The organism is Amycolatopsis sp. WAC 04182 (genome assembly GCF_003947465.1).
In the GTDB taxonomy this organism is placed as follows: domain Bacteria; phylum Actinomycetota; class Actinomycetes; order Mycobacteriales; family Pseudonocardiaceae; genus Amycolatopsis.
The window spans coordinates 1-636 of sequence record NZ_QHJJ01000066.1 but is presented as its reverse complement, the minus strand read 5'-3'; the positions used below and the strand labels follow the sequence as shown (position 1 = coordinate 636).

Genomic DNA, 636 nt, shown 5'->3' with positions numbered 1-636 from the left:
GTCCGAGGCCAGGGCGCTGACCAACTTCGCGGGCAACGCCGTGGCCACCGTCGTGGTCGGCACCTGGACCGGCGAGTTCGACCGGGAGCGCGCCGCCGAGGTGCTGGCCGGGCGGGCGCCGTTCGACGAGTCCACGCTGCTCGACGACGACCGCCCCGAGCCCGAGGCGGAACGGGAGGTCGTACGCGTCTAGGGTTTGCGGCCGACGCCCGCGTAGCCCATGCGGGCGAAGTCCTCGTCGTAGAAGGCCGGGCTCGCGGGGTCGGTGAACGGGAAACCGATCTCCGGCCCTTTGCCCGTGGTCAGACCGGGCGGGATCAGCTCGAAGTCGCCGAAGAAAGCAGCGATCTTCTCACCGGGCCGCGGGCAGAACGGCGTGCTGGCCCGGCGGTAGAAGTCGCGGACGCGGGCCACCCGCTCGGGGGCGTGGTCGCTGCCCGCGTGCGAAATGGCCAGGTAGCTGCCCGGCGCGAGCGCGTCGCGGTAGGCGGCCACGACACCGTACGGGTCGTCCTTGTCGGGGATCAGGTGCAGCAGGAACATCATGAGCACGGCGACCGGCCGGTCGAGGTCCAGCAGCCCGCGCACCTCGGGGCTGTCCAGCACCTCCCGCGGGCGCCGGACATCGCCGTGCAG

Annotated in this window: 1 protein-coding gene and 1 pseudogene; one reads left to right on the top strand and one right to left on the bottom strand. The window is 72.6% G+C overall.

Features of this window, described 5'->3' with window-relative positions; translation table 11 throughout:
• Positions 1-193: pseudogene (locus tag DMH01_RS42550) on the top strand (C4-dicarboxylate transporter DctA); the annotation flags it as partial.
• On the opposite strand, the gene DMH01_RS42545 reads toward DMH01_RS42550, so the two are convergent.
• Positions 190-636: SAM-dependent methyltransferase (locus DMH01_RS42545; RefSeq protein ID WP_199745860.1), on the bottom strand; the 447-nt coding region annotated here is incomplete at its 5' end. The pseudogene DMH01_RS42550 and the gene DMH01_RS42545 overlap by 4 nt on opposite strands.